The sequence below is a fragment of the Lentibacillus salicampi genome, assembly GCF_004565465.1.
GTDB lineage: Bacteria > Bacillota > Bacilli > Bacillales > Amphibacillaceae > Lentibacillus > Lentibacillus salicampi.
This window is the reverse complement of the sequence record NZ_SRHY01000009.1, coordinates 1-23395: the sequence shown is the minus strand read 5'-3', so window position 1 is coordinate 23395 and position 23395 is coordinate 1. Positions and strand designations below refer to the sequence as shown.

Annotated in this window: 18 protein-coding genes; 17 read left to right on the top strand and 1 reads right to left on the bottom strand. The window is 40.7% G+C overall.

Annotation, left to right across the window (positions count from 1 at the left end):
- Nucleotides 1-334: 334 nt before the first annotated feature.
- From E4U82_RS08235 to E4U82_RS08155, 17 genes are all read left to right on the top strand, one after another.
- Nucleotides 335-3115, top strand: coding sequence for a PIG-L family deacetylase (locus E4U82_RS08235; protein ID WP_135109721.1), 2781 nt, complete (start codon nt 335-337; stop codon nt 3113-3115).
- A gap of 343 nt (nt 3116-3458) precedes the next feature.
- Nucleotides 3459-4616 (top strand): ROK family transcriptional regulator, encoded by a 1158-nt coding sequence (locus E4U82_RS08230; RefSeq protein ID WP_135109720.1) that lies wholly within the window; start codon nt 3459-3461, stop codon nt 4614-4616.
- A 24-nt stretch (nt 4617-4640) separates the two neighbouring features.
- Nucleotides 4641-5720: an extracellular solute-binding protein gene (locus E4U82_RS08225; protein WP_135109719.1), complete on the top strand. Its 1080-nt coding sequence runs from the start codon at nt 4641-4643 to the stop codon at nt 5718-5720.
- Nucleotides 5721-5841: 121 nt separating this feature from the next.
- Nucleotides 5842-6573 carry a creatininase family protein gene (locus E4U82_RS08220; RefSeq protein WP_135109718.1) on the top strand — a complete coding sequence of 244 codons (732 nt, stop codon included), beginning with the start codon at nt 5842-5844 and terminating at the stop codon, nt 6571-6573.
- Nucleotides 6574-6818: 245 nt separating this feature from the next.
- Entirely contained in the window at nt 6819-7895 is a 1077-nt protein-coding gene (locus tag E4U82_RS08215; RefSeq protein WP_135109762.1) for an ABC transporter ATP-binding protein, read from the top strand.
- Between the two features lie 4 nt (nt 7896-7899).
- Entirely contained in the window at nt 7900-9624 is a 1725-nt protein-coding gene (locus E4U82_RS08210) for an ABC transporter permease (RefSeq protein WP_135109717.1), read from the top strand.
- A gap of 47 nt (nt 9625-9671) precedes the next feature.
- On the top strand, nt 9672-11195 hold the full coding sequence (gene argH / locus E4U82_RS08205; RefSeq protein WP_135109716.1) for an argininosuccinate lyase: 1524 nt from the start codon (nt 9672-9674) through the stop codon (nt 11193-11195).
- Nucleotides 11185-12312, top strand: coding sequence for an N-acetylglucosamine kinase (locus E4U82_RS08200; protein ID WP_135109715.1), 1128 nt, complete (start codon nt 11185-11187; stop codon nt 12310-12312). The genes argH and E4U82_RS08200 overlap by 11 nt, the downstream gene beginning before the upstream one ends.
- 327 nt (nt 12313-12639) lie before the next feature.
- Nucleotides 12640-13017: an asparagine synthase-related protein gene (locus tag E4U82_RS08195; RefSeq protein WP_342447727.1), complete on the top strand. Its 378-nt coding sequence runs from the start codon at nt 12640-12642 to the stop codon at nt 13015-13017.
- A gap of 407 nt (nt 13018-13424) precedes the next feature.
- Nucleotides 13425-14702: an ABC transporter substrate-binding protein gene (locus E4U82_RS08190; protein ID WP_135109713.1), complete on the top strand. Its 1278-nt coding sequence runs from the start codon at nt 13425-13427 to the stop codon at nt 14700-14702.
- Between the two features lie 49 nt (nt 14703-14751).
- A complete protein-coding gene (locus tag E4U82_RS08185; protein ID WP_135109712.1) occupies nt 14752-15627 on the top strand; it encodes a carbohydrate ABC transporter permease in 876 nt (291 codons plus the stop codon).
- Nucleotides 15628-15645: 18 nt separating this feature from the next.
- On the top strand, nt 15646-16455 hold the full coding sequence (locus E4U82_RS08180; RefSeq protein WP_209300548.1) for a carbohydrate ABC transporter permease: 810 nt from the start codon (nt 15646-15648) through the stop codon (nt 16453-16455).
- Between the two features lie 31 nt (nt 16456-16486).
- The gene (gene sftI, locus E4U82_RS08175) at nt 16487-17833 is read left to right on the top strand and encodes a sulfoquinovose isomerase (RefSeq protein ID WP_135109711.1); all 1347 of its coding nucleotides are present in this window, start codon (nt 16487-16489) and stop codon (nt 17831-17833) included.
- A gap of 17 nt (nt 17834-17850) precedes the next feature.
- Nucleotides 17851-18999, top strand: a complete 1149-nt coding sequence (locus E4U82_RS08170) for a diphosphate--fructose-6-phosphate 1-phosphotransferase (RefSeq protein WP_245183539.1) — start codon at nt 17851-17853, stop codon at nt 18997-18999.
- Nucleotides 19000-19003: 4 nt separating this feature from the next.
- On the top strand, nt 19004-19738 hold the full coding sequence (locus E4U82_RS08165) for a GntR family transcriptional regulator (protein WP_135109709.1): 735 nt from the start codon (nt 19004-19006) through the stop codon (nt 19736-19738).
- A 32-nt stretch (nt 19739-19770) separates the two neighbouring features.
- Nucleotides 19771-20973, top strand: coding sequence for a Gfo/Idh/MocA family protein (locus tag E4U82_RS08160; protein ID WP_425339513.1), 1203 nt, complete (start codon nt 19771-19773; stop codon nt 20971-20973).
- A gap of 212 nt (nt 20974-21185) precedes the next feature.
- Nucleotides 21186-22406: a threonine synthase gene (locus E4U82_RS08155; protein WP_135109707.1), complete on the top strand. Its 1221-nt coding sequence runs from the start codon at nt 21186-21188 to the stop codon at nt 22404-22406.
- Between the two features lie 320 nt (nt 22407-22726).
- Here the strand turns inward: E4U82_RS08155 and E4U82_RS08150 are convergent, their stop codons facing one another.
- Nucleotides 22727-23254: a hypothetical protein gene (locus E4U82_RS08150; RefSeq protein WP_135109706.1), complete on the bottom strand. Its 528-nt coding sequence runs from the start codon at nt 23252-23254 to the stop codon at nt 22727-22729.
- Between the last annotated feature and the right edge of the window lie 141 nt (nt 23255-23395).

Sequence of the window (23395 nt, the reverse complement as noted above, 5' to 3'; positions counted from 1 at the left end):
CGCTGTCCGGATGTCCCTCAACATAATATAGGAAAGGGAAAAAAGTAGTTTGTATGAAGTGAATTGCTCGTTTATGTGAGAGGTAGATTCTCTTTTAATGGGATGATCATTAGATCTAGGAATGCTTTACCTCTTATGATTTTAAACGGATCTTGACTAAAAAATAGTATTTTCCTACTATTTACATTATTTCTCAGGGGTGATAAATTACTTGTTAATAAAGCTATTGCCATCAGTTGGTTAGTTAAATTAACTAACTAAATAATAATGTGGAGGGGGTATAGAAGCGGCGGGCAATGCGTAAACAATCGCTAAATATGAAAGGGGTTACAAATTGAAGAAATATCTATATGTATTGTTATCGTTACTATTGGTAGTTACTTTGTTGCCAGCGCAAGAGTTGGCTGCGAAAAAAAATGATAATAAGGATGTTGACTTGTGGAACGCTGTCAATCCCCTTAATACAACAGTAACCTTCTTAAATACAGGTGCACATCCTGATGACGAACGCAGTGACCTATTGGCTTACTTATCCAGGGGGCTGGGAGTCAAAACCTCCAGTCTAATTGCCAATCGTGGGGAAGGTGGCCAAAATGAGATCGGTAATGAACTTGGTAATGCATTAGGAATTATCCGATCCAACGAAATGAAAGAAGCAGCTAAAATTACTGGGGTACAAGCATACCATTTAAGTGAAACAACATCAGATCCTATTTATGATTTTGGTTTTTCAAAGTCTCCCGAGGAAACATTAGAGAAATGGGGGGAAACATTAACATATGAACGGTTCATTCGTTTTATAAGAAGCTACAAACCGGATATTTTGATGCCTTCATTCCGAAATGTGAAAAGTCAGCATGGCCATCACAGAGCTATGTCCATCTTAAGTATACGTGCTTTTGAGGATGCGGCAGACCCAACTGTATTTCCTGATCAAATCGAAGAAGATGGGTTATCAGTATGGCAGGTGAAAAAAGTCTATTTGCCTGCCGAATCAGAGGAAAAAGCAACTACATCCATAGAAATTGGTGACTATGACCCTATTTACGAGAAATCTTATCCGCAAATAGGTGAACAATCCAGGTATTTGCATAAGAGTCAGGGGATGGGTAAGGATGTACCAGTTGAGCCAAGACAATCCCATTTGGAATTGGTAAAATCAGTTGACTACACAGATAAAGGTATTTTTACAAATATCCCATACGACTTCAATGAATGGTCAGAAATCGTTTCAGATGATGGGATTAGTAATGACCTGGCAGAATTGCAGGAAAGTTTGGATGAGATAGTGGATTTGTATCCGGACAGAGAAGCGATACTGCCAAATTCACAGCAGGCATTACAAGATGTACAGGCATTATCTGAAGCCATTGAAAATGGAACAATGAGTGAGGATGTAAAAAAAGAATTAGATCATAAGCTGACATTAAAAGAAAAGCAACTGCAAAAAGTAAGTCTGATAGCCTCTGGACTAGAAGTGGAAGCAACTCCTGCATCAAAAGTTATAACAAAAGGAGAAAAGACACAGATCGATATGTCAATCACAAATAACGGTGACCAGTCAATACATCAGGTGAGTGCCGGCTTAATTGCGCCGGAAGACTGGAAGATTACCACCAAAGATGAAGCAGAGATTGACATACTGGAAGCTGGAGAGTCCAAAAACGTCACTTTTCAGGTAAATGTTTCAGCAGATGCTGAACATTATCATCCATATGATGACCCATTGATTCAGCCGCGTATAACTTTTGAAGAAGAAGGAACAAAAACAGTGAATCTATTGGAATTGGAAGAGACGTTCGCTGTATTGCCGGAGTTAGGTGTATCAACCGAACCAGAGGATATTGTTGTAAATACGGCTGATGTGGAAGATTCATACGACGTGAAGGTAAACATCAAAAACTATTATAATGGTGCAAAAAAGGGATCAGTTTCACTAAATCTCCCCGAAGGATGGACGAGTGAGCCGAAGGAAGTTGATGTGAGCCTCGAAAAAAGGTTAGAGGAACAGCAAGCATCATTTAAGGTTATTCCACCGGAAGACGTGGAGAAAGGTGAATTTAACATTGGCGCGATGGTTGAATCAGGGAAAAATGTATTTGATACAACTGTTCAGGAAATCAGTTACGACCATATTAAAGATTCCTTTTTCCTATATCCTTCAACCATGGATGGTGTAGCATTCGAATTGTTGAAGCCTGATTCCTTGAAAATTGGGTATATTGAAAGCGGCTTTGATGAAGTAGCTGACTATTTATTGGAATTAGGATTTAACGTGACTAAATTAACGGAAGCAGATCTCAGTACCGGTGATTTAGACCAGTTTGACACGATTGTAACCGGAATTAGAGCAAATCTGGCACGTGAGGATTTGATTGAGAATAATGATCGTTTACTGGAATATGCTGAAAATGGTGGGCATGTCGTTGTCCAATACCATAAACCGGGAGACAATTGGGACAAAGATAAGACGCCACCGTACGAATTAGAAATTGGTTCTCCATCCATTGAATGGCGTGTGACAGATGAGAATGCAGAAGTGACAATGACAAAGCCGGATCATCCATTATTTAATTTTCCAAATAACATTACGGACAAAGATTGGGATGGTTGGGTGCAAGAACGCGGTCTGTACTTTCCAAGTGAATGGGATGACCACTATGAGACTTTTGTAAGTATGGCGGATCCAAATGAAGATTCATTTGATAGTGGAATTCTAATGACAGACTATGGGGAAGGATCATATATTTATACGAATTTAGTATTCTACCGGCAAATTGCCAATCAGGTCCCTGGTGGCTACCGTATATTCACAAATCTTTTATCATATGGTACAGAGGAATCCGCAGAGATCAGAGCTGATGAAATAAAGGCAAAGGTGGAGCGGTTTGCTGATGAAGGTGAATTTGAAGATGAGACAACTGTGCGAGCATTAACAACTCATTTATCTGCGGTTAGTCATTACGAGGACAAAGGAACAGGTGGGAAAATTGTTAAGCATATGAACGGATTTAAACAATTAATTGCATATCATAAGAAAAAAGACCTTATATCTGAGGAGGCATTTGAAACATTGGATAATGATGCGGATGTATTAATCGACAAATGGCTGTAAAAAATCTTATATAAAGGCTGACTCAAACAATGTCACTAAAAGTTGCATTTGGGGTCAGTCTTTTCTTTTAGTTAATCCTTTAAAAATCTACAATCTATCATGCTGACATTGGATAAAACAAGCCTTAAAACGCGTGTGTCTGCCCCGATATGCCCCAATCCTGAAACTATTTATTAAAATAAGTTATTAAATTAAAAAAAGCATTGACTTGAAATCGCTTTCGTATTATACTCTCACTTAGATAGTAAACTTAACTAACTAAGTTTGTCCTATTTTGTTTGCATAAGGGGATGGTTAAAAATGTATCAAATTTGAAGCTGATGCAGATTGGAATGTGATAAAAATGAAAAAAACTACTCCAAAACTTGTAAAAATGATGAATCGGGACTTGATTATTAATGAGTTAAAACAGAATCCAAGGCAGTCCCGGGCAGATCTTTCTAAAAAAACGCAGCTCAGTAAACCAACGGTATCGGAAATTGTCAAAGAGTTAATTAAGGAAGAACTCGTTTTTGAAACGGGAGTAGGGCCGTCCAGCGGAGGAAAAAAGCCGATAAACCTTATTTACAATGCCCGTTCAAATTATGTAGTTGGTATTTTGATTGAAAATGATACGATTTTTTTCACCCTTGGTGATATGAATGGTGAAATCGTCAATACTATTCAAGAAAAATTTACTCCGCTAACTGAAGGCCAGGTGATTGTTGATTCCATAATCGAAGGGATTATGAGAATATTAGAATCAGAAAAGGTTGACTTAGAAAAGGTATTAGGTTTGGTTGTTGGTGTTTCGGGAATTGAAATGGATTCGGAAGATATTATTATTTCTTCTCCTACAATCAAGTGGGGGGAGATTAATCTAAGGAAAGAATTATCAAATCTATTAAATAAGGATGTCATCATTGAAAATGATGTAAATCTTATGACAATCGGCGAGTTTTATAATGGTCAAGGAAAAGATATTTCCAATTTTGTTTATTTGTTTATTGGAAACGGGATTGGAAGCGGTCTCTTTTTAAATGGAAAGTTCTACAAAGGATTTCATTCTGCTTCAGGTGAAATCGGCTATATGATGATAGGCGATGAAAAAAAACTGAATCCGGATTTAGGTGTTTTTGAAACAAATTACGGATTGTTTGGTGTTACTAAAAAACTAAGACAAGAAAATATAAATATTGTAGATGAAAACGCCGATTCTCTATTAAGGGTTCTCCAAGATAATAAAAACCATGAAGAAGTTGAAAAAATTCTGAAGGAAACGATTTATCATTGGGCAAAAGCAGCTATCAATATTATTAGTATAGTAGATCCTCAAGTGGTCATTATTTCAGGAGAACTCATAAATATGAATCAATCATCTTTCAGTCAGTATAAACAAACCATAGAAAAATTTGTTCCCAAAATGCCTGAGATAAAAGTAACCAGACTAGGTTCTAAAGCTGGATTGTATGGGGCGGTCTATTTAGCGTTAGAGAACTACTCCACATCGGCTTTAAAATAATTTGTTTCTAAAAGGAGGATTATTATGGGAAGTAAAAAGACGTGGCTCTTCATATTTTTAATTGCTATTCCTTTAATGCTGCTTGCAGCTTGTGGCAATGATGACGGCTCAAGCGATGGCGATAGCGAAGGAGGAAACGAGGAAGGTGAGGGCGGAAGTGGAGATCTGGTTATTTATACCGCAAGAGATCAAACCGTTGTTGATGAAGTTATTCCATTATTTGAGGAAGAATATCCGGATATAAATGTGGAAGTGTTAACAATGGGTGCACAGCAGATACTTGAGCGTGTGCGCGGTGAAAAGTCAAATCCACAGGCTGATTTTTGGTGGGGCGGAACACAATCTGCTTTTGATACTGCTGTTGAAGAAGATCTGCTTCAATCTTATGAACCAGATTTCGCAGAAGCAATACCGGAAGAGTACAAAGATCCCGAAGGACATTGGTACGGAGAAATTATTTTACCTGAAGTCATCATGTATAACACAGATGAACTTTCTAAAGATGAGGCACCACAGGACTGGGATGACTTGCTTGATCCAAAATGGGAAGATGAAATAATTATCCGTGGCGTATTGCAATCTGGAACAATGAGGACTATTTATTCAGCAATGATTTATCGCCAGGACCATGAGGATCCTGAAGCAGGTTATGAGTGGTTAAATAAGCTTGATGCAAACACAACAGATTATGCCCAAGATCCAACTAATTTGTATTTAAAATTGGCCCGTCAGGAAGGAACGGTTTCATTATGGAACCTTCAGGACATATTGCTGCAGAAGGAGCAGCATAATCAACCATTTGGTTATGTCATGCCTGAAAGCGGTGCTCCGATTTTGGTAGATGGTGTCGGTGTTATAAAAGATGCACAAAACGCGGAAAATGCCAAGCTTTTCTCTGAATTTCTGTTTTCACCGGATATCAGATCAAAATTATCAGAGGATTTCTTCCAAATCCCAACTCGCACTGATTTAGAAGATGAGCAGCAGCCGGATTGGTTGAAAGATCTTGAAATGAATCAAATGGATTTGGACTGGAAGATCATGGCTGAAAATGAAACAGAATGGATGGAACACTGGGATCAAAATATTAAAAATTCCAACTAGGATTTATTAAGTTGAATTAACAAGAACAGGGTGGACTCTTCACCCTGTTCTATCTCTGATAATCTATTTTTGGAAAAGATTAGGTAAAAGTTTGATCAGTCGAAGTACAGGAGTGATAACGGTGGAAGCAACAGATATACATGGAAGAGAATTAAACGAACTTTCTGATGCCAAATTTGCTATATTGCCTTTGGGCAGTTTTGAATATCATGGGCCACATTCTCCGCTGGGAACCGACATTTTTTTAGCAGATGGATTTGGAAATAAAATTAATCCAGAGCTCGGCGGTGTAGTTTTTCCTACTGTACCATATACGGCGTGTCCAGGGAAAACCAATAAATATAAAGGTACCATTCCTATTCGGCCTTCTATCATTCAAGAATATTTGATAGATATAGTCGAGGGGATTGTCAACCAAGGTATAGAGCGGATTGTGCTTTTGAACGCTCATGATGGAAATATGGGAATATCACGAGCTGTTGCTGAACATATCACAGGTAAACATAATAGCGCCAGTTTTTTATTACTCAACTGGTGGCAAATGGTTGAAATCGATAAAGCAGATGAACTGGGTATGGTCGGAACAAAGGGAAGGGGCCATGGTGGACCATACGAGATGTCAGCAACTAAGGCATTTCAACCTCACCTCGTCCATGTTGAGGAAGATGATACGGAGTTTCCTGATTTAGAAAAACTCTCTCCCCATCCATATATTCTTGTTGAAGGAACGCCGGGATCCTGGGATGGGTACACAGGATTAATTCAACAAACCTCACTCGAAATGGGCAAAAAAATTGTTGATGAAGCAACTGGCAATCTAAATACGCTTATTGAAAATTGGATTAAGAAATAATTCAAACGGAATCTGGGGAAAAGCGTTCATTTCGTAATCAATATTGAAGGTTTGACTTTTCCTTCTAGGACGTTGGTTCTGGATCCCGTATAACATGAAGCATAAGCATACTTTTTATGATATTGGTCGGGAGAACGTGTTGGAGTTCGGTCCCATGAATATCTGATAAAGAAAGTGAGTAAAAAAACAAGCCTGGAAAAGTAAGGTGATGAACATCATCCTTTGGGAAAAGAAAGGTGAAAGAAATGAAAAGCGTAAGACTTGAACAGATAACTAAAATGTTTGGAAAATCCAGAGCGGTTGAAGATATCAACATTGATATAAAAAGTGGAGAATTCTTCACTTTTCTGGGCCCAAGTGGCTGTGGTAAAACGACAACTTTAAGAATGATAGCCGGGTTTTACTTTCCTACAAGCGGTAAGATAGCCTTTGACAATGAAGATATTACAACGGTGAAACCGAACAAACGAAATATCGGAATGGTTTTTCAAAACTATGCACTATTCCCACATATGACTGTCTTTGAAAACATTGCATTTGGTCTGCAGGTAAGAAAACTATCAAAAAGTGTTATAAGAGAAAAGGTAGAAAAAGCACAGGAGTTTGTCCGTTTGGTAGGCTATGGAGATAGAAAAATAACAGAATTATCCGGTGGCCAGCAGCAACGAGTTGCGCTTGCGAGGGCACTTGTCATTGAACCGGATATTTTATTATTGGACGAACCATTGTCCAACCTAGATGCAAAATTACGTGAAGAAACACGGGTAGAGATTAAGCGGCTTCAGGTTGAGTTGGGGATTACCACAGTCTATGTCACACACGATCAGCATGAAGCTATGGCAATGTCTGACAGAATTATGGTTATGAGTGAAGGTGAAGTTCAACAAATTGGAACGCCTCAAGAGATTTATAATAAACCTGACAATCATTTTGTCGCATCGTTTATCGGTGAATCCAATATTTTGGAAGGTACGATCAAAGAAGTGTCGGATAATCATGTCACTGTCGATGTTGGGGATGGAATTTTACTAAAGGGTATAAGGGAAAATAGCTCCCCGCATGTTGATATCGCAGAGGACAAAAAGGTATCCCTTTCCATACGGCCTGAAATCATTGAGGTTGGAAAAGGTAGTAATTCAATCCAAGGAAAAATTCAACTAACAGAGTTTTCTGGTGTAAGTATTAACTATCTTGTAAAGATTGGCAACCATGAATTGAACGTGATGATTATTAACTCGGGTTCAAATATATTGGAACGTGGTGATTCAATCACTCTGAGTATTCCTGAAAATAGTATCTATTTTATGAGTGAAAAGGGGTGACAACATGACCAGTGAAGCAATCGCCCCCAAGAAAAGTATTTGGGCGAAAATAACCCAATCAAAGTATTTTGTTTATGTTTTAATTTCGCCTCTGGTTTTGGTTTTATTGGCATACGTGATTTATCCAATGTACAAGACATTCTCACAAAGTGTAATGGACCAGGAAGGCGCTTTATCATTTTCTAATTATATAAACTTTTTTACTACCGAGGCTAATCTTGAGTCACTTAGAAATAGTGTGTTTATATCGGTAGTAAGTGTCATTACATGTGCTATTGTCGGTGTTGCAATGGCTTTCTTGTTAAACCGATACGAATTTCCTGGCAGGAAATTTTTATCAGTACTTGTATTGGTGCCAATGGCATTACCACCTTTAATCGGTGCCATTTCTTTCTATTTTTTATATGGTGAAACAGGTATATTTCCTCGGTTTTTCCAGCAGATTTTTAACTTGGAGGAAGTGCCATTCTCCCTTGAGGGAATTTGGGGCATTATAATGGTTCATACCTTTACGATGTATACCTATTTTTATCTGAGTGCATCTGCGGCGATTAAAGGTTTGGATCTATCATTAGAAGAAGCTGCGACAAGTTTGGGCTCCGGTCGCTTGAGAATCTGGACAAAAATCATTTTGCCAATGCTGACACCAGCTATGGTTGCATCTTCGCTATTGGTGTTTATGATTTCAATGGCTTCATATACTGCACCATTAATGTTTGGTGTCCAAAGAACCATGACCATGCAAATAACACTGTCCCGGACAAATGGTAATTTAGACATGTCGGCAACACAATCTACTGTTCTTTCAATCGTGTCAATTGCTTTTTTAATATTGATGACCTGGTATCAAAACCGAAGAAATTACCAGAATCAGAGTAAAGGTACCGGCGTTCATCGTACGGAAGTCCGCTCGCCGATCGTTAGGTATTTGGCGGTATTACTGTCCATTATCGGTGTTGTTGTTTTAATGCTGCCAATCATGGTTATTGCGCTGATTTCGTTTGCTGTAGACGGGTCTTGGACAACACAAATTATACCGGCGGCCTATACAATCCAACACTATGTTGAATTATTTACTGACCCTGATACATGGGGGCCAATCTGGAATAGTATCCAAATGAGTACAGTTGCAGTAATCGGAAATATTATTTTTGGTGTTGCAGCTGCGTATGCCATGGTCCGTTTTAATTTTAAAGGGAAGGCCTTTATGGATATATTGATTATGGTACCTTGGGCTCTGCCAGGTACTGTCGTGGCTGTTAATATGATTTCAGCTTTCAGCGAGCCGAGTGCTTTCGCATTTAATCAGGTATTGGTTGGTACCTTTTGGATCTTGCCTTTAGCTTACTTTGTCAGACAGCTGCCACTCGTCTTCCGGAACTCACAAGCAAGTTTAATACAGATGGATCAGTCAGTTGAAGAAGCGGCACAAAGTCTGGGCGCAACTTGGTGGCATTCGTTCAGGAGAGTTGTTTTACCTATTATTATGCCGGGAATCTTAGCTGGTACATTATTGGCCTTTGTTCAAGGCTTGACAGAATTTGTAGCTTCAATATTGATTTATACACCTTCCACAATGCCATTGTCTGTGGGTATTTGGAATAAAATGTACTCATTTGAATTTGGAACAGCGTGTGCTTATGGGGTACTTCAAACGATCTTGATTGTTATTGTGTTATTAGTAAATGAAAAAATTAAAGGTGATAATGATACTGGTGCAGCTTTTTAGGCACAATATGATACAAACGTATAGAAAATACTGAGGGAGTGATTGAGATGAGCTCATTACATCGACAAAAAATCTTGGATACGGAAGGAAAGAATTTTCCGTCAAAAACCTATAAGGAACTTGTTTTGGAACCCGCGTATAATCAAGCAAAAGTAAACTCCATTCGTCCAATGCTTCAAATACACTATGCGCATTTAATCATGCTTGTTGAAGAAGGGATTGTGGATAAGGACGAAGCAATCAAAATCGTCAACGCAATTAATAAGATTGATGTAGAAGATGTTAAAAATAGAAACTATGATTCATCCTATGAAGATTTGTTCTTTGAAATTGAGCATTTTTTAATTGAACAGGCAGGTGAAATTGCTGGCAACCTTCATATTGCCCGCAGTCGGAATGATATGGGGATTGCCATTTACAGAATGAATCTACGGGATAGATTACTTAACCTGGTTGAGGCAACACTTCACTTACGTAGAAGCCTGATTGAATTGACTGAAGAACATATCGATACAATCATGATCGGATATACGCATACACAGCAGGCACAGCCTACCACACTTGGCCATTATCTGAATGCGATGACGGATTTACTGACAAGGGATATTAATCGTCTTATGTCAGCTTATAATACGGTAAACCGGAGCAGTATGGGTGCAGCAGCGTTGACAACTTCAGGGTTTTCAATCAATCGTAAGTTAGTGCAAGAGTTATTGGGTTTTGAGGAGAGAATTGACAACGCTTGGGATGCTGTTGCTGGAGCGGATTATATCGGTGAGACCGCAACGTCTGTTCAATTGGCTGCAATCGATTTGGGCCGATCAATGCAAGATTTTCTTTTGTGGGGAACTCAGGAATACGGTGCCTTCAAGCTGTATGAGCCATACGTGCAAATCAGCTCCATCATGCCACAAAAGCAAAACCCAGTTTCTATTGAACATATGCGTGGTTTGTTATCAAGCGTTCTGGGTGATGCACAAACTGTTTTGACAATGATGCATAATACGCCTTTTGGCGATATTGTCGACACAGAAGATGACATGCAGCCATATATGTGGCATGCAATGGAGAAGCTTGGAAGTATTTATTATCTGTTATCAAGCGTGTTAATGACAATGGAAGTCAATAAGGAAAAGTTGCTCAAACGTGCACAAGAAAGTTTCGCTAACGTCACGGAACTTGCCGATACACTAGTACGGACAAATGACCTCTCCTTTCGAAAAGCGCATGAAATCGTTAGCTCTGCAGTGAAGGATTTGGTGGCTAAAGAAAAAGAGTCTTTAGAAGAGTTCCATTTAGACCATTTAAATGCTCATGCTGAAAAAATAACAGGGAATAAATTGAATTTAACGGAAGAAGAATTGGAAGATGCACTCGATCCGGAGCATTTTATCAAAATTCGTTCACTTGAAGGCGGTCCAAGCAAAGACAGAGTGAAAAAGGCAATTGAAGAGCGCGTTCAGCAACAAAATGATTTAGACAACTGGTTGAAAGAAAAGAAAGGTATATTAGAGTCTGCTAATGGAATGATTGATGAGAGACTTAAAAGAATGATGAGCTATGATAAATAAGGAAAGCTTTTTTCATTCAGAAGCAGAAATGAATAATAAAGATTTTTCAAGAGAGGGATTTGGCAACAGTAAGGCTGAATCTTTATCTAAAAAATCTACAACAAATGGCCTACCACACAACCAAAAGGAAAAAACAATTCATTCAACGATACAGGGCGGAGGTCGCACGGACTTTCCGCTCCTAGCTATAGATGGTGGCGGGACAAAAACTATTGCTGTCATTACAGATGCAGATGGAAATGTATTAAGTTCCGGAAAATCCGGCACTTCAAACTACCAGGTTGCTGGGTTTAAGGGCACCATTAAAACTTTGAAACGCGTGATAAAAAAAGCAATCGGTCAATTAAATGAAAATGTTTTGCATCATGATACAGAAATAAATTTTAATGTCGGCGTGTTTGCTTTGGCAGGGATAGATACGATAAAAGATGAAACAAATGTGCAGGAGATTGTGAAACAGGTTATTGAGGAAAGCGGAGTGCAAATCAAAAGAGTAATTGTAGAGAATGACGCATTGTCCGTGTTGTTTGGGGAGACCAATCATTCACCTGGTGTCATTCTCATTTCCGGAACCGGCTCGATTGCTTTTGGGCACGATGGAAGGGGGAATTATGCTCGTGCTGGAGGATGGGGTCATAGACTTGGTGATGAAGGTGGCGGCTACTGGATTGGAAAAGAGGCGATACTTACTATCCTGAAAATGCATGATGGCAGGGGGCCTGAAACAGCCCTATCCGATCTGGTGTTAAACCAATTTCAACTCGACAACCATGAAGATCTTTATAATTGGGTGTATGGCCCCAATTATTCCATTCACGATGTTGGAGAATTATCGACCATCGTTGAAGATGCATACCATCTAGGCGATCCAGCCAGCAAAAACATTTTAGATCGTGCCGTTTCGGAGCTTTATTGCTTGGTATCTGCGGTCGTCAAACGGATAAATATCTCAGGTGGTCCGTTTAAGCTATTATTTTTGGGTGGGGTCTTACAAAATAGTGATTACGTTAAAAGTGAATTAATGTATAAGGTGAAAAACGAAATGCCTAATGTAGATATCATCACCAATCACGACAAGCCTATTGATTTGATCGTTCAAAGAGGATTGAATGGATGAAATATTCAATTTAGATTTTCTTAAACTTGGGGCAGATTCAGGGAATTGTGCCCTGTCTATGCCCCCTAAACTTTGCTTCCATCAAAGAAACAGGTTTAAGTGGTATGGTTCGCGTTCATTATTAATTCTATCAACATCTTTTACGGACGCTCCCTTACTTACTAAAATGGCATGACCATGATAAACTGACCGGAAAAGTACTCTCTAATCTGTGTTGGTTTAGATTGAAATTTGATTTGGACTAATAGCAAACGTCGCCTGCACTGGTGTTTGTTATTAGTCTTTTGACTTATATTATGTAAGCAATTTAAATCATTATAGTATTGAATTCAATGCATCACCGGGGGCCTGGAATATGCGCTGAAAATAACGGCTAAGATGAAATTAAATGATGATCAGGTTGAAATGTGGATCCTGAGAGAGGCTTATGATGGTCGGCTTTCAGATGATATTATCTGGCGTGATAAAGCGGGATTTTCCGAAGGCAGTGGTGCACTCGATATTCTGGAAGGTTATGCGGAAGATAAATTGGGTGACGCTGAACTTGAACGCGCCAACAGGGAAAATAAGTGGGTCCGCTCCAAACAGGAATTCATGTATTACAATATTTTCAAGAAATACTTTCCGCATCAATCTGTACTTTCGACTGTTGGACATTGGGGCAAAAGTTTAGGCGATGCGAGTGCCCCGGCAGCCTTTGAGTAAGGGCGTAATGACCTGTCACCAAAGCGGCCGGATTGGAGCGGGTGAAATTAATATTTTAACCTTGCGCTGCCCCCCCCCTTTTGGAACGACTCATTGCTGACCGAAGATATTGCCGATTAAATATCTGTTTAATTCTTATAAGACCAGGCACTTCAAATGTCTGGTCTTATTTATTTAGGAGTCAAAATAATTCGAATAAAAAAAGTGTTGAAAAAATAAGTAGTTAGTGTTTAAATTAGAGTAGTAGTTAATATTCGAACAGGGGGGATCATTCAAAAAACCAACACTTTGCAGTTTTATGAAAGCGCTTTAAATTCTGTCCGGCGGAGAGTTTGCTATGTTTATCCTCAAAGGTACGTACCTTTGAAAACCTGTTACTACAAATTTAAATGGGAGGTTATTACTCCATGAAAAAGTGGCTGATCTGTTTCATAGCGTTTCTTGGAATGATTGTGCTTGCTGCCTGTGCGGATGAATCAAGTCAGGAAAAACAGAGTGAAGATGACTCGGCATCAGCATCTGAAGGTGAAGATACGACACAGCTGAGCTTTATTCATTGGCGCGGAGAAGATAAGGAAGTATTTGAAGATATCATTTCGCAATTTGAAGAAGAGAACCCTAACATTAATGTAGAGATGAATATTTACCCATCAGAACAATATCAGTCAAATGCGCAGCAATTGCTGCGTGATGGTTCCACCGGTGATGTATTCACATCACAACCGGGGACGCAATTTGAAGCAATGAAGGAAGCGGGTCTTTTTACTGACTTAACGGATGAGGATTTTGTGAGTAAGTTTTCGGAAGGATCTCTCAGTGTGGGGCAGGCTGACGGCAAACAGTTGGCCATTCCTTATCAGATGGTTTTTAATATGCCTGTTTACAATAAAGGCATGTTTGAGGAGTTAGGGCTTGAAGTGCCAGGCAGTTGGTCAGAATATCAGGAGATGGCGGATACATTGATGGAAAATGACATCATTCCAGTTGTCTTCCCTGGTGCTGACATCGGACCTAACCAGACCATGAACAGTATGATGATGAACAATGCTAAAGATGAGGATATTTTCCAGAAGCTTGAAAGCGGTGAAGAGTCACTTACAAATGAATGGTGGGTAACAACATTGGAAGACTTCCAGTTTTTCAATGAAAACGGCTATTTCCAGGAGAATGCCTTAGGTACAAATCAGGACTCTGCCATGCAAATGGTTGCCAATGAGGAAGCTGCCATGATCGCTACAGGATCCTACCATATGGCGACATTAAAGGAATTGAATCCAGATCTCAAACTGGGCTTTCTTCCGCCGATAACGGTTGAAGAAGGTGAAGTGGATTATGAAGGCATTCATACGGCAACATTCATGCTGGCAATCAACAGCAATTCAGAGAAAAAAGAGGAAGCGAAAAAGTTTATCAATTTTTTAAGTGAACCGGAGATTGCTTCTCAATACGCAAATGGGACAGGTCAGCATTTAACTGTCACAGATGTGGAGTATGAATCGGAGGAATTGCAGAACACAGCCCATTGGATTACGGATAAAAATACAAGATTCCAGCCAAGGTATTTGATAACTGAAGCTGCTGTGGAAGAAGCTGTGCTTGGCTCAATCGAAAACGTTCTGGGCGGTGCATCTCCTGAGGAAGCAGCTAAAGAAGCGCAGCAGATTGTTGAAGAAAATATAGATTAATTGATAGCGAAAGGCCCGTATTCAAAAGTATTCAAGAAGGACTGATTTCATGAAAATATCCAAATCTATCTATCTATTCTTCATTCCGGGTTTGGTACTCTACTCAATATTTTTTGTCTTTCCGACTTTGAGCGCATTATTTTATTCCTTTACCGACTGGGATGGCATAAGCGCTGATTTCAATTTCATCGGATTTGAAAATTACCAAAGGGCAGCTGCGGGCGATAGTATATTCATGAAATCTGTCGGAAACAACCTGGAGTTTATGTTTTTTGTTGCCGTATTTCAAACACTGGTTGCCTTGGTGTTTGCGATATTTCTTGTGAAAAACACAAAATTCAATTACTTTTTACGGGCCTTGTTTTTCTTTCCGACTATCTTATCCTCCGTTTCCGTGGCATTTATCTGGGCATTTGTTTATGATCCGAATTTGGGGATCCTGAATCAATTGCTGAGTCTGCTGGGTCTTGAATTTTTAACTCAGAACTGGCTTGGAAATGGTGATATTGCGATTTATTCACTGGCTTTTACACAGGTATGGTTCCATGCAGGACAAATGCTGATCATTTTTGTTGCCGGGTTGCATGCTATTCCCAATGATTTATATGAAGCGGCAAAAATCGAAGGTGCTTCCAGATGGCAGATCTTTAAAAAAATTACCTGGCCATTATTGGCACCGTCAGCCACAATCGTGATCGCCTACACCACGATACAATCGTTCCAGGCTTTTGATTTGGTCTTTGCACTGACAGGCGGCGGGCCTAACTATTCCACTGAAATTATAGCCACCTACATTTATAGTATTGCTTTCAGAGGCTATGATTTCGGATATGCGTCTGCTATTTCTGTTATATTCATGGGTATTATTGCCCTGATAACGTACATTCAATTTAAAGTATTGCGTTCCAATCGGGTCTCTTACTAGGAAAAGGGGGCAACAAGGTTGTTATTCAGAAGGTTTGCGATATTCATCTATGCCATTCTAATACTGGTGCCGCTTACCATGGTCGTGCTGACTTCCATGAAGACATTGGAGCAGACATTTGATAACCCATTGGGGATCCCAACAGATGGGTTGATCGTCGAAAACTTCATCAATATATTTCAGGAACAGACAATGGCCGGGTATTTTGTGAACAGCTCTGTCGTGACCCTTTTCTCCGTGTCGTTCACCTTAATTTTTGCTGCCATGATTGCATTTGGCATAACACGGCTCAATGACTGGAAAGGGAATGTGCTTTTTGCCTTGTTCACGATAGGCATGATGATCCCGCCCCAGGTTAATATGGTTCCACTATATTCTTTAATTTTAAATTTAGGCTTAACAAATAGTTTGTTAGGTCTGGTTTTAGTTAATATATCGTCCACAATACCTGTTGCTGTATTTATTTTGACTGGGTTCATGAAGACACTGCCAAAGGAACTGTTAGAAGCATCAACGATCGATGGTGCGGGGAATTGGCGTATATTTACAAAAGTCGTTGTACCGTTATCATTGCCATCACTTTCAGCTACAGCGATATTTTTGCTCGTGATGCACTGGAACGACCTGCTGTATCCGCTGTTATTCATCACAGATAATGCCTATAAAACACTTCCGCTGGCACTATTGGACTTTCAGGGTCAGTATTCCACGAATTATCCGATGTTGTTTACCGGGGTCCTGATCGCTTCTGTTCCAATGGTTATCATGTATATCTTTTTGCAACGTTATTTTGTGGCAGGCATGACATCCGGTACGGTTAAAGGCTAATACTTACAAGAAATTCACAGAAAGGAAGTGAGTGTCATTGGGTAAAGTTTTGTACCTTCCAATCGGCAGACAGACTTTTGATATTGAAACCGGTGAAAAAGAAAGGGAAAAAAGTTCGTCATTCCTAAATCACTTAACCGATGAGCTTATTGAACCAGAGGGTGTTATCACGACCCCCAGTGAACTTCAAAAAATTCTTGAAGGTATAAAAGATGATGAGATCGATGCGGCAATCTATCAGAGCATTACTTTTGCTGACGGTCAATTTATCAGAATGCTGCTGGATTATATTTCAGCGGCGGTTATCGTCTGGTCGATTAGAGAACCGGCTGTCGGCGAACGACTGCGGCTCAATTCGCTGACAGGCGGAAACAGCACGTGTCATGTGCTGTTTAGTGATCGTCACCCTTATGCGTTTGTATTTGGAAACACCGAAGAAGCTCATGTTCAGCTGAAAATAAAACAGCAGCTAAACATACAAAAGCTGATTAATCGGATAAAAGATTTTAATATTGGTGTACTGGGTGATCACCAGCCAGGGTTTTACTTTTCCGGAACAGATGAGAAACAGCTGAAAGATCAATTTGGCATCGATGTTGTCCGGATGGATTTACAGGAAGCCTTTGATAAAAGCAAAGAGATACCAGAGAGTAAATGGAAAAACGAAATCGACCGTGCCAGGGAGCAGGTAGTCGGCTTAAATCCCAAAGATGAGACGGTTAAACGCTTTGCACAATTCACATCGTTTGTAAGGGAAGAAATAGATCGGCTTAATATTTCTGCGCTGTCAATCCGCTGCTGGCCGGAATTTTTCAATGAGCTCGGGGCGGCTGCATGTTCCACGTTATCTCAATTCACTGAAGAGGGGGTTGTTTCTTCCTGCGAATCGGATATCCATGGGGCTGTCACCATGTTTATATTACAGGAACTTTCAGACGGAGAAGCGCCGTATCTGGGTGATATGGTACACGTTAATGAAGCAAGTAATTCTGTTGTTTTCTGGCACTGCGGGGCGGGAGCGTATTCATTGGCTCATCCTGAGCAGGGTGCTCAGCCCGGCGTCCATCCTAATCGCAAGCTTGGATTTACAATGGAATTCGGCCTCAAACCAGGCAAAGTGACCATATTCCGGGTCGGGTATACAACGGATGGATACAGACTCCTTGTTATGCGGGGCGAGGCACTTGATACACCTCAGCGTTTTAATGGCACTTCAGTCGAGGTTCAACTGGAAACGGATGTAACCGACACGCTTTATGGACTGATGGATGAAGGGTTTGAACCGCATTATGGTCTCGTTTATGCAGACATTGCCGATGATCTGGTTGAATTGGGCAGGCAGCTCAAAATGCCGGTATCTGTGTACACAATAGATTGAAGGGAGTAGAGGGATTGATGAAGCAAATCGCTATAGGGCAAGCTGGGGGTCCGACAGCCGTGATTAATGCTACATTGGCAGGGTTTGTCCGTGCGTTATATCAGGACCACTCCCTTACATTCATCATGAATGGTTTTGAAGGATTAGCCAACAAAATGTTTCGACAGGCCGATGCTCAGGTGATTGACAATGTACTGACGCATGAAAAAATCCCCGGAGCAGCGCTGGGTGCCGGCCGTTATGCGTTAAGTGAAGAAGGAATAGCTGAATCTGTCAGGACACTCAGGGATTTTCAGGTTGATACGCTTGTGTTCATTGGTGGCAATGGAACGATGGAGGCACTGGATAAAATAAAAGATGAATCTGATCGTCAACGCTATCCACTGCAAATATTAGGTCTTCCAAAAACCGTTGATAACGATCTTGGCGGAACAGATCATTCACCGGGTTTTGGCAGTGCCGCACGATACGTGGCTCAAGTAACAAGGGATATGGGGCGCGATCTTTTGACAATGAATAATTTTGAACAAGTGCGGATTATTGAAACAATGGGCAGGAATGCGGGCTGGCTGAGCGCTGCTTCCGGTCTTCTCAAAGAATACGATCATGACAGCCCACATTTTATCGTGCTGCCCGAAAAATCGCTGGAACCGGAGCTTTTAATGCATCATATCAGGAGGGCAATCAAGGATTACGGGGTTGCACTCATTGTTGTCAGTGAAGGTGTATGCTGGGAGACAGGAAATCAGGTAGCTAAAGATCGTGTCAACGGCCGTTCCGTTTTAGGCGGCATTTCGAAGGAGATTGAACATGCCGTCAAGGAAAAAATGGATGTCATGGTGCGCTCCGAACTGCTGGGGATGAACCAAAGAAGCTGTTCTGTTTCTGTATCTCCAACTGACTTTAAAGAGGCTGTTCAAGTCGGCCAAGTAGGTGCCTGCTGGCTTATTAATGACGTATCGGATGTCATGGTGTCGTTGCAGCGGTCCAAAAGCTCTTCATATGGAATCAAGTTTATACCGGTTTCATTGAAAACAATTGTCCAAAACGGTGAACGGAAACTTCCTAAAGCATTTTTGGATGACCAGGAAGCATATCATGAGTGGCTGCGTCCGCTAGTTGGATATGACTTAGCCTCTTATCCGCCGCCATTGCAAAGGAGATAAAGGCATGGAGATATATGAATTGGATCATAACAAAAATGAAGCCTTATACCTTCAAATAAAGGATATACTGGTTAAACGCATTCAGAATGGTGAATGGAGAGAACAGTCACTCATCCCTACCGAGCGTGAACTGATGAAGGAATTCAATGTAAGCCGAACGACAGTCAGGCAGTCCATTTCCATTCTTGTTCAAACCGGGTTACTGGAAAAAACACAAGGCCGGGGAACGATTGTCAAACCTCAGAAATTAGTCGGTCGTTTAGGGCGGCTCAAAGGGTTTGCCGAAGAAGTCGTCAAAAGAGGTCAGGTCCCTCAATCAAAACTGATAAGGGCAGGATTTAAAGACCAACTGTATACCGAAAAGACAATGCTTGAGGTGAAAGAAGACGAATTGATTCTCCTGGTGGAACGTATCCGGTTTGCTGATGAGACCCCGATTGCTTTGGAGCGTACCTGTTGGCCGTATGACATTGGAAATATTTTAATGCAATATGACCTGGATGAAGCACGGTATTATGAAATCCTGGAAGATCATAATATTTATTTGAACAAGGCAAATGAAAAAATAGCTGCTATTAACGCCACTCAGGATGAGGCGGATTTGCTGGGTATACGGCCAGGTGAAGCAATGCTTGAAATGAACCGATTGAGTTTTGGCATGAGTAACCACCCGATTGAATATACCGTAACAAAATACCGAAGTGATCAGTATCATTATGATATTGAGCTGAAAAGATAAAAGGAGCAATTAAAAAGCAGGAGGTGTCCCGGTTGAACAACAATTTTTATACCGGCTTTTTCAAATCAGATCATTTATCAGAAAAGGATAAGTATTTATTTTCAAAAAAAAGCCCCAAATATAAATTTAACATCATTGGCGCGGGAATGATTGGTCAGGAGCATATAATGGTTACCATGCTGGAAGGACGAGCGGGGATCAATGGCATATTTGATCTCAGTGAAGACAGCATAAACAATACATGTCGATTTTTCAGGGAGGAATACCCTGACGAGAAAGAATTAAAAGTATACGATACGTTGGAAAATGCCTGCCATGACCCGGAAGTCGACGGACTGATCATTTGTACGCCGAATTTTACGCATATTGATATTGTCAAAGAGGCTGTTAAGTCAGGTAAGCATATTTTATTGGAAAAACCGATGGCAACAACACTGGGGGATGCCTGGGAGATAAAAGAGATGGCAAAAGACTATCAATCTGTTTTTCAAATCGGTCTTCAATACCGTCATAAACCTATCTATACGGAAGCCATCCATGAAATGCTGGAAAGAAAATCAGCCGGTGACATCAAAAGTATCAGCATTGTGGAGCATCGCGTGCCGTTTTTGGATAAAGTCAATCAGTGGAACAAATTCACCGAATATTCGGGCGGAACGTTCATTGAAAAATGCTGCCATTATTTTGATTTACTGAATTTGTTCGCCCAGTCGAAGCCGGAAAAGGTTTATGCAACAGGCGGTATGGACGTCAATTATAAAGACTTCGAGTATGAAGGAAACAAGTCGAATATCATTGACAACGCGATGGTTAATATCCTTTACGAAAATGGTATCAAAACCCAGTTTAACTTATGCATGTTCGCACCGATGTTTTATGAAGAGATCATGGTATGTGGCGATAAAGGCAGACTGAAAGCATATGAAAATGAAAATTTTCTACCTTTGAATCATAATAATTCGTATCTGGAAATATTAAGTGGCGAAGATGGTGCAGCAAAAACAACAAATCCCTGCTATCCAACCGTCATACAGGAAAGTGGCCATAGTGGTGGCACTTACTACGAACATAAGCATTTTATAGATAATATGGAAGGGAATCATAAACCGACAGCTTCGGTTGAAGAAGGGTTTTGGTCCATTGTTGTTGGAGAAGCTGCTGAACATTCAATAAAAACCGGTGAGGTGATCAGTATAAATAAAATGCTGGAACAAGATATTTATTCCAAAGTATAAGACCGTTAAGTATTAGCGGTAGTCTACCTGGAGCAAGCGGCTTAACAAAAAAGAGGTATGACTGACAAATTTCATGTATCTATTTTTAACGCTTCCTGCGGCATAACAGATAAAGGCTTTTTATATAATAGAATCATATTAAATACGGATTTTTTGTATGAAAGTTTAATATGATAGACAACTAAGAAAAGTAAAAATGGGGGTGGATATTTTTGAAGTACAGTTATATTTCGCATCTTTATTGTCCGAAATGCGATAATACATTTGATACAAAGGAACAGAATCAACTTTGCACGTGCGGTTCACCTTTATTAGTGGACTATGACCTGGACGAGGTGAAGAAAAATGTGACGGCTGATGATTTAACATCACGAGAACCGACGCTATGGCGTTATCATGAATTATTGCCTGTTAAAGAACAATTCAATGTTGTGTCATTAGGCGAGGGGATGACACCATTAATACCCTTTCGTGAACTCGGAAGTGACATGACTGTCGAGAATCTGTACATGAAGGATGAGGGGCTAATCCCAACAGGAACTTTCAAGGCGAGGGGTGCAGCTGTCGGGGTATCAAAGGCAAAAGAAATTGGCGTGAAAGAATTGGCCATGCCAACGAATGGAAATGCCGGCGCAGCATGGGGGCTGTATGCTGCCAGGGCAGGAATTGAATCGACCATTGTGATGCCGAATGATGCGCCGAAGATCACCCGGAATGAAGTCGCATTATCAGGAGCCAATCTTTATTTAGTCAATGGACTGATTAGTGATGCCGGGAAGATCGTTGGAAAAGCGGTGAAGGATTACAACCTGTACGATGCGTCTACCTTGAAGGAACCTTATCGGATTGAAGGCAAGAAAACGATGGGATTGGAAATTTCGGAACAGCTTAATTGGGAAATGCCGGATGTCATCCTATACCCGACTGGCGGTGGTGTCGGATTAATTGGCATCCACAAGGCTCTGAAAGAATTAAAAGAACTGGGCTGGGTAAAAGGAGAACTGCCCCGATTGGTAGCCGTTCAGTCTGCAGGATGCGCCCCAATTGTCAAAGCATGGGAGGAAGGAAAGCGTGAATCCGAGTTCTGGAAGGATTCCGAGACACTTGCTTTCGGTATCAACGTTCCGAAAGCATTGGGTGATTTTCTGGTATTGGATGCACTTTACGATACCGATGGCTGTGCGGCTGCTGTTGATGATGAATCGATGGTTCGGGAGCAGGAGAAAGTTGCACAGATGGAAGGAAACTTTATCTGTCCGGAAGGTGCTGCCACATTTGCAGCTGTACGCAGGCTGCAGGAAAACGGCTGGATCAATCCGAATGAAACAGTCGTTGCCCTGAATACAGGTACCGGGATAAAGTATCCGGATACGGTTCAGGTGGAGCCGGAAATGTTGGAGAAAGAAGATACAATAAGCAGGGTTGAGAAGTAGAACAATACCTATTCAGGGATCCGCTATTTCGTGACCCGTATTTCCAGGTGCGAACGAAGACCTTTATGTAGCTTTAAAAGCTTGGACTTTCGCGTTAGCTCAGGTGCTAAACAGGATAAATAGAGGTGCTTCGCCACGGGGGCAAAGGGTCTGACCCCCGTGTTCCAATTTATGGTTAAGACATAGAGTTCAGGCTAAATTCGGTAAGGTTTGGATGTTACATTAACCAACGTCCACTATTTGAAAAACCCCTTCGTAACCGGATTATAATAGAGTTTCTCCAGGTTCTGATTCCCTCTTAGCTGCTGATTGACGGTATATTACAGGAGCGGAACGAAATAGACAATGGCGTTTTCAAGGCTGATTTGGACTTCGCCGTTTGCTTTGTTATAGATTTCTTCAAGCTGTTTGTCCCGTTCCAGTTCGATGGTTCCTGTTTTGGCGCTAAATTCCTGCTGTTTTGTTTCACTCAGGCCTTTCCGGTTTTTGCGTTTATCATTTTCCGCGATCAGCGCATTGTAATAATGATTGTCTCCGGGGAGTGACGGTTGTTCACGTTCAGCAACTTTAATGTGTTGCGCTTCGGTCTGACCAATCCATAAATGAGTTGCTGTATAGTTGGAGAAAAATCCTTTGATGCCCCGTCCCTGAAGCAATCGTTCATCCCAGTTGATAGTAAATGTCCGCTTCAAGCCGCGGTCGTTTTCCATTTCAAACGTCTCATCGGTTATAATCAGATCCCCAAAAAAGTGCACAATGTCCCGTCCATTTCTATGGCCTGCAAATCCAGCAATTCCTTGTCCAGTTTGAATAAATATTGATCCAAAGACGACACCATCCTTGTCCATGTATCGATTCTATTATTGAACAAAATCGCTATCGCGATGGCTTAAAACCATCCCTCTCAAATATCTCAGTAAATTAAAGTGGCAGCACACTCAAATATAAGGTATTGTTAATTTACCACAAAAAACAAGCCAAAATTGAGG